The sequence below is a fragment of the Candidatus Marivariicella framensis genome (assembly GCF_982709265.1).
In genome coordinates this window covers 1-6,289 of the sequence record NZ_CEXPNT010000006.1, presented here as the reverse complement: position 1 = coordinate 6,289, position 6,289 = coordinate 1, and the positions used below count along the sequence as shown (strand labels likewise).

At 29.8% G+C, this 6,289-nt stretch carries 8 protein-coding genes; 4 read left to right on the top strand and 4 right to left on the bottom strand.

Translation table 11 applies throughout. The features are described from left to right. Positions 1 to 101 precede the first annotated feature (101 nt). Together tsf and AC34EU_RS03265 are read left to right on the top strand one after the other, a co-directional pair. The gene (gene tsf / locus AC34EU_RS03270; protein WP_487533422.1) at positions 102 to 926 is read left to right on the top strand and encodes a translation elongation factor Ts; all 825 of its coding nucleotides are present in this window, start codon (positions 102 to 104) and stop codon (positions 924 to 926) included. 77 nt (positions 927 to 1,003) lie between these two features. Next, positions 1,004 to 1,567: a DNA-3-methyladenine glycosylase I gene (locus AC34EU_RS03265; RefSeq protein WP_489696054.1), complete on the top strand. Its 564-nt coding sequence runs from the start codon at positions 1,004 to 1,006 to the stop codon at positions 1,565 to 1,567. Here the strand turns inward: AC34EU_RS03265 and AC34EU_RS03260 are convergent. Continuing rightward, on the bottom strand, positions 1,564 to 1,938 hold the full coding sequence (locus AC34EU_RS03260; protein ID WP_489666940.1) for a DUF3127 domain-containing protein: 375 nt from the start codon (positions 1,936 to 1,938) through the stop codon (positions 1,564 to 1,566). The two genes, AC34EU_RS03265 and AC34EU_RS03260, sit on opposite strands and share 4 nt — an antisense overlap. Positions 1,939 to 2,039: 101 nt before the next feature. Here AC34EU_RS03260 and AC34EU_RS03255 point away from each other — a divergent pair, with 101 nt between their 5' ends. Beyond that, positions 2,040 to 3,200 carry an ATP-binding protein gene (locus AC34EU_RS03255; protein ID WP_489696053.1) on the top strand — a complete coding sequence of 387 codons (1,161 nt, stop codon included), beginning with the start codon at positions 2,040 to 2,042 and terminating at the stop codon, positions 3,198 to 3,200. Here the strand turns inward: AC34EU_RS03255 and AC34EU_RS03250 are convergent. Together AC34EU_RS03250 and greA are read right to left on the bottom strand one after the other, a co-directional pair. Further along, entirely contained in the window at positions 3,187 to 3,585 is a 399-nt protein-coding gene (locus tag AC34EU_RS03250) for an HIT family protein (RefSeq protein ID WP_487533380.1), read from the bottom strand. The two genes, AC34EU_RS03255 and AC34EU_RS03250, sit on opposite strands and share 14 nt — an antisense overlap. Then, on the bottom strand, positions 3,585 to 4,061 hold the full coding sequence (greA, locus tag AC34EU_RS03245) for a transcription elongation factor GreA (RefSeq protein ID WP_489696052.1): 477 nt from the start codon (positions 4,059 to 4,061) through the stop codon (positions 3,585 to 3,587). The genes AC34EU_RS03250 and greA overlap by 1 nt, the downstream gene beginning before the upstream one ends. A gap of 59 nt (positions 4,062 to 4,120) precedes the next feature. On the opposite strand from greA, the gene AC34EU_RS03240 reads away from it, so the two are divergent. After that, entirely contained in the window at positions 4,121 to 4,585 is a 465-nt protein-coding gene (locus AC34EU_RS03240) for a hypothetical protein (protein WP_487533382.1), read from the top strand. Here AC34EU_RS03240 and AC34EU_RS03235 read toward each other — a convergent pair. Continuing rightward, positions 4,582 to 6,289, bottom strand: a 1,708-nt coding sequence (locus AC34EU_RS03235) for a TonB-dependent receptor (RefSeq protein ID WP_489696051.1), incomplete at its 5' end; no start/stop codon positions are given. The genes AC34EU_RS03240 and AC34EU_RS03235 overlap by 4 nt on opposite strands.

Below are 6,289 nucleotides of genomic sequence, written 5' to 3'. Positions count from 1 at the left end.
GTAGAGGTTGCTCCTGAAGTAGAGGTTGCTCCTGAAGTTAAAACTGCAACTAAGAAGGCTAAGTCCAAAGAAAAAAAATAAATATTCAACAAAATTAAAAAATTGTGAAAATTACTGCTGCAGAAGTAAATAAACTCCGTCAATCCACTGGAGCTGGGATGATGGATTGTAAAAAAGCTTTAGTTGAAGCTGAAGGAGACTTTGATAAAGCTATTGAAAATCTTAGAAAGAAAGGTCAAAAAGTAGCTGCAAATAGAGCTGATAGAATTTCTTCTGAAGGGGCTGTACTAGCTAAAGTTAATTCTGAAAACACTAAGGGTGTTATAATTTCGATTAATTGTGAAACTGATTTTGTTGCTAAAAATGAATCCTATTTAAACCTTGCAAATGCATTGGTTGATAAGGCGTTAAATCATGAAAGTCTTGAATCTTTTTTAAAATCTGACTTCTCTGGAATGACCGTTTCTGAAAAACTAATTGAACAAACTGGACTTATAGGAGAAAAAATTGAAATTGGTGGTTTTAAAACTTTACAAGCTTCTTTTGTGGGCTATTATATTCATGCTGGAAACAAAATAGCTGCCTTAACTGGTCTTTCTTTATCTATTGATAATGCTGCGGAAATATCTAAAAATGTTGCTATGCAGGCTGCTGCCATGAATCCAATTGCTCTAAATGAGGAAGGTGTTGATTCAAGTATAATTGAAAAAGAAATTGAAATTGCTAAAGATCAATTACGTCAGGAAGGTAAGCCAGAGGCTATGTTAGACAACATAGCGAAAGGGAAAATAAAGAGATTTTTTAAAGACAATACCCTTGTTAATCAAGATTATATTAAAGACGGAAAACAAAGTGTTAAACAGTATGTTTCTTCTTTTGATCAAAACCTTAAAGTAACAGGTTTTTCTAGACTATCTCTAGTATAAACACTATTTAATTTAAATATAAAAACCTCCTTAATGGAGGTTTTTTTTTGAATTAGTGTTAAATTAAACTTTCTCAAATGAAAGATAAAATTAGATGTTCTTGGTGCTCAAATGATCAATTGTATAAAAACTATCATGATATAGAATGGGGTGTTCCAATTTCTGATGACAATAAATTATTCGAATTCTTAATATTAGAAATATTTCAAGCAGGTCTTAGTTGGTATACGGTGCTTAAAAAACGTAAAAACTTTATTTATGCTTTTGATAAGTTTGATTTACATAAAATATCAATTTATGATAATAAAAAAATTGAAACACTTATGCTTGATAAAGGCATTATCAGAAATAGGTTAAAAATTACATCAACTATCATGAACGCTAAAAATTTTATTGAGATTCAAAAAAAACACGGAAGCTTTTACAAATATTTATTAGTTCATAAAAAAAATTCTAAGCTGAAAGAATACCTAGATCCTTTAAATAATTTTTCACCCATGGCATTAAAGATTTACAAAGACCTCAAGAAAAAAGGGTTCAAATTTATAGGTCCTAAAATCATATATGCATATCTAATGGCGACCGGAGTAATTAATGGTCATCAAAAAAATTGCTATAGGTATTTAGAACTTAATTCTTAAAATGGTAAATCATCTTCAGCTTCGTTATCATCTCCTTCTGCACTTTCAAAAGTTGTTGGTGGAGGCATTGGAGGCATCTCTTTATTTAACTCTTCACTTATTTCTTCTATTCTCCATCCTTGAATAGAATTAAAATACTTTACTTGACCTTCAGGATTAGTCCATTCCCTTCCTCTTAAATTAATACTAACTTTTGCTTGTTTACCTATTTGAAAGGCGTTTAATAAATCACATTTGTCTTGCACAAATTCAACTAAAATATTTTGGGGATATTGCTCTTCGGTAGTTATGACTAACTCTCTTTTTCTGAATCCTTTAGTGCCATATTCCTTAGTTTCATCTATCCATTTTATTTTACCAATAATTTCCATAGGTTTTGTTTTATTTATCAAAAATAACAAAAACTTTTTTCCTTAGGAACTCAAAAGCATTAGATTATTTAAATTCAATTATATTGCAGTAAATAATTTTCGTGAGTAGAAAAACATCTTTAACTCTAAAGCGAATATGGCCCTTGATAGCCTTTGTAATCGTAATCCTAATTGTTTGGAATACAAATATTCTTTTTCAAAAATTAAAAAAAGAAGAAAGGCTTAAAATGGAGCTATGGGCTATGGCTCAAAAAGATTTTATTGAAAATAAAAACCCCAACAGTATAACATTTGAGATTTTACAACAAATTGGAACAAATCCAATGATTCAAGTTAATGCTAATAATAAAATAATTGATTTTAAGAATTTTGAATTAGTATTAGGATCTGATTCAATAAGATTATACAATAGTTTAGAAAAAATAAAAAAAGAAAATAAACCGATAATAATCGAATACAGAGATTCTCTTTCTGGTAAACTTTTAGTTGATCAAAAATTATATTATGGTGATTCTACTTTGTTAACAAAACTTCAATATTATCCATTAGCGCTATTTCTAATTATTATGCTTTTTGGCTTGCTGTTATACTTTATTTTTAAAACAAATAAAATATCTGAACAAAATAGCCTTTGGGCTGCAATGGCAAAAGAAACAGCTCATCAAATCGGAACTCCTTTATCCTCTTTAATAGGCTGGACTACTTTAATGAAAGAAGGTCAAAAACCAGAAGTTAGTATTTCAGAAATGGAAAAAGATATTGATCGACTCAAAATAATAACCGAAAGATTTTCTAATATTGGGTCGGATCCAGTATTAGAGTTTCAAGATGTAAATTTAATAATTAGACAAACTGTTATTTATATTCAAAAAAGAAGTTCTGACCTTACCAATATTAAAACACATTTAACTGAAGAGTCTACGATAGCCCCTGTTAACAATCAACTTTTAAGCTGGACAATAGAAAACCTAATTAAGAATGGAATTGACGCAATGAAAGGTGAGGGCCAAATTCTTGTTTCTTCTTACCTAAATGACAATAAATTAATAATCTTGGTTAAAGATAGCGGAGAGGGTATTAAATCAGAAAATTTTAATAAAATATTTTCTCCTGGTTTTACAACAAAAAAAAGAGGGTGGGGCCTAGGACTATCTCTAGCTAAGAGAATAATAGTTGATTACCATCGAGGGAAAATATATCTGAAAAATTCTATTCCTAAAAAAGGGACAACCATCTCAATTGAATTACTTAAAGCAGGTTAAAATTAGAACTTATATTTTTAGATAATTGAATCATTGTTTTTGAATCAACTTTTATTTTTTTTTGGAAGGTCATGTCCTCCATCTCATTTAGCGGGATTAAATGAACATGGACATGAGGGACTTCAAGTCCAATAACACTTATACCAACTCTTTTGCATTTAACTGATTTTCTTATTGCTAAAGCTACTTTTCTACTAAAACTCATTAATCTAAGATATTCTTGTTCCGAAAGATCAAAGATTTTATCTTCAGTTTTTTTAGGAACACAAAGAGTATGTCCTAAGGTGTTGGGGTTAATATCCAGAAATGCTAAAAACTCATCAGACTCTGCTACTTTATTGCACGGTAATTCTCCATTAATTAATTTAGAAAAGATGCTTTTCATTAATCACGATTAATTTTAATTATCTCAAATTCAATTTTTCCATTTGGAATTAAAATTTCTACAATTTCACCAACTCCTTTACCTAACAAACCTCTACCTATGGGCGATTCAACAGAAATTTTGCCGCTTTTCAGATCTGCCTCAGTCTGAGCAACTAAAGTAAATTTCATTATCTGACCTGTACTTATATTTTTCACCTCTACAGTGGATAAAATAAGAGCTTTTGAAGTATCTAATTGTGATTCATCAATAATTCTGGCGCCAGAAAGCACTTCTTCCATTTTTGAAATACGAAGTTCTAACATCCCCTGAGCTTCTTTTGCAGCGTCATACTCAGCATTCTCACTTAAGTCTCCCTTATCTCTAGCTTCTGCAATTGCTTGGGAAGCTTTTTGTCTTTCTTTATCTTTAAGCTGATTTAATTCAGCCCGAAGTTTTTTTAGACCTTCTTCGGTGTAATATGAAACCTTACTCATAACTTTGTACTTTAATTATTTTAATATAATACCTAAAACAAACAGTAATTAACAAATATATGAAAACTGAGACCTTTTTAAGTTTCCATGCCTTTAAAATACTTTCGGTATTATATGTTTTTGCTATTCTATTTTCATGCAATAATGATGATATTAAAAGAAATCCTTTTCTATACGAAGTGTCTTTTAATCATAGCATTAATTTGAATTTACCTGAATATGACAATCTGAATTTTGCTGGAGGAAGTAAATTTATTCCATATGGAGGGATTAATGGACTTTTAATTTTTAATATAAACGGAAATGACATTTTTGCTTGGGAGGCCAGTTGCTCAAATCACAAATTAGAAGCCTGCTCTAAACTCATAATCGAGGGGCTTCTTTCCAATTGCAACTGTGATAATTTTAAATATAGTCTTGCTACTGGTCAATTAATAGAAGGAGATGTTGAAAATTCTTCGCAATATCCTCTTTTAAACTATAGGTCTGAAAGGTTTGGTAAAACAATTATTATTTCCAATTAAAAACTAGTTGTTAATCCTATAAGAAAGTTAATTCCAGCTTGAGGATAATATCCAGTTCCTTCAATAGTTGTTATCTGATTTGGCGAAGACCAATTATCATCATAAGTATAGAAATATCCATTTGAAACATACTTTTTATCAAAAACATTATTGATTAATAAGTTCAGAGTCATCAGACTTATAGCAGATTGAGGTTTCCATTGGTAGCTAATATTAATGTCATTTACAGAATATGAGTCTAATCTTGAACCTTTAGCTTCAATATTACTCATATACTGTTCTCCTACTAATTTTGTTAGTAACGATATGTTTAAATTTGTTATAGGTTTGTATGTTAAAATATTTCCAAAAACTAATTCGGGTGAATATGACAAACGGGTATTGCCAAGGGAATTTAAAACACCATCTCTTTTAAAATAAAAATCTTTATTGGTGTTTTTACTTAATGCAATATTGGATTGAAGTAGCCATTTTTCTAATAAATTCACCTTAATCTCAATTTCTATTCCCAGCCTACTACTTTCTCCAATATTTTCTCTTATTGGGGTTCCAACATCGTCCAAAGCTCCAGTTAAAGCTAATTGATCTTTATAGGCCATTAAATATATATTGGAATATACCTGAAAAAAGTTTTGATTAATTCTCCAGCCAAATTCAAGGTTGTCTAATATCTCAGGTTTTGGATTCCCGTTTTCAAAATCAGATCTAGTAGGTTCTCTTTGTGCTTTTGAGTAAGAGAAATATAGCTGTTGATTATTAACCATTTGATATGTTAGACCTGCTTTAGGATTAAAAAAGCTATACTTACTGTTAACTTTAAATAATCGAGGACCTGCCAAAACACCATTAATATCATAATTTACATTTCGATATTGAAGGTCAATAAATCCAGTAATTTGATCTGTTAAGGGTTGTTCTAGTTTAGCATAAATATTTATTTCTTTTTTATCTCCTTTATTTTCATAAAATCTTTTTCTTGGAAGTATATCACCTGAATTTTGCGCCCATAAAATTGTTCCAAAATGATCTCCAATATATCTACTAAATAACACTCCCATGTCTATGCGAGTTTGACCTTTAATATAGTTTGCGCTTGTTGTCAAAACATAATAATTGTTATCTAACCATTTTCTAGTTACATTTTCTGTCTCTGAAATAGTTTCACTTCCAATATTAAATGGATTTAATTGTAAGTATGAAAAATTTGTATCAGACCCTGAGTCATTATACTCTTCATAGTATCCTCTTCCATAGGTGTAATTTAGACCTAAAGAGGTGCTCCACAAGGAATTTATTTGCTCATTCCAGTGAAACTGATAGTGATCTTGACGATAATTGTCTTCTTGTGAATCATAAAAACTAGTTAATAATCCATTATCATCATATATTGCTCCAGCAGGATTATATGTTCTATTGGATAAGTCTTCAATACCATACCAAGATTGATAAGTAATTTCGTGACCACCAAAAGCAATAGCTTTAATTAATGTGTTTTCATCTTTATATGCTCCTTGTAAAAAATATGATTTTAAATTAGAACTTGCTCTGTCAACATATCCATCAGATGTGATTTTAGATAGACGTCCCGACAATTCAAAATAATTATTCAAAAGTCCTGTCGAAAATTTTAATGTGTTTCTTATTGTGTTAAAACTTCCAACACTAGTAATTAAAGATGATGAAGCTTTATTTTGCATAGCATCA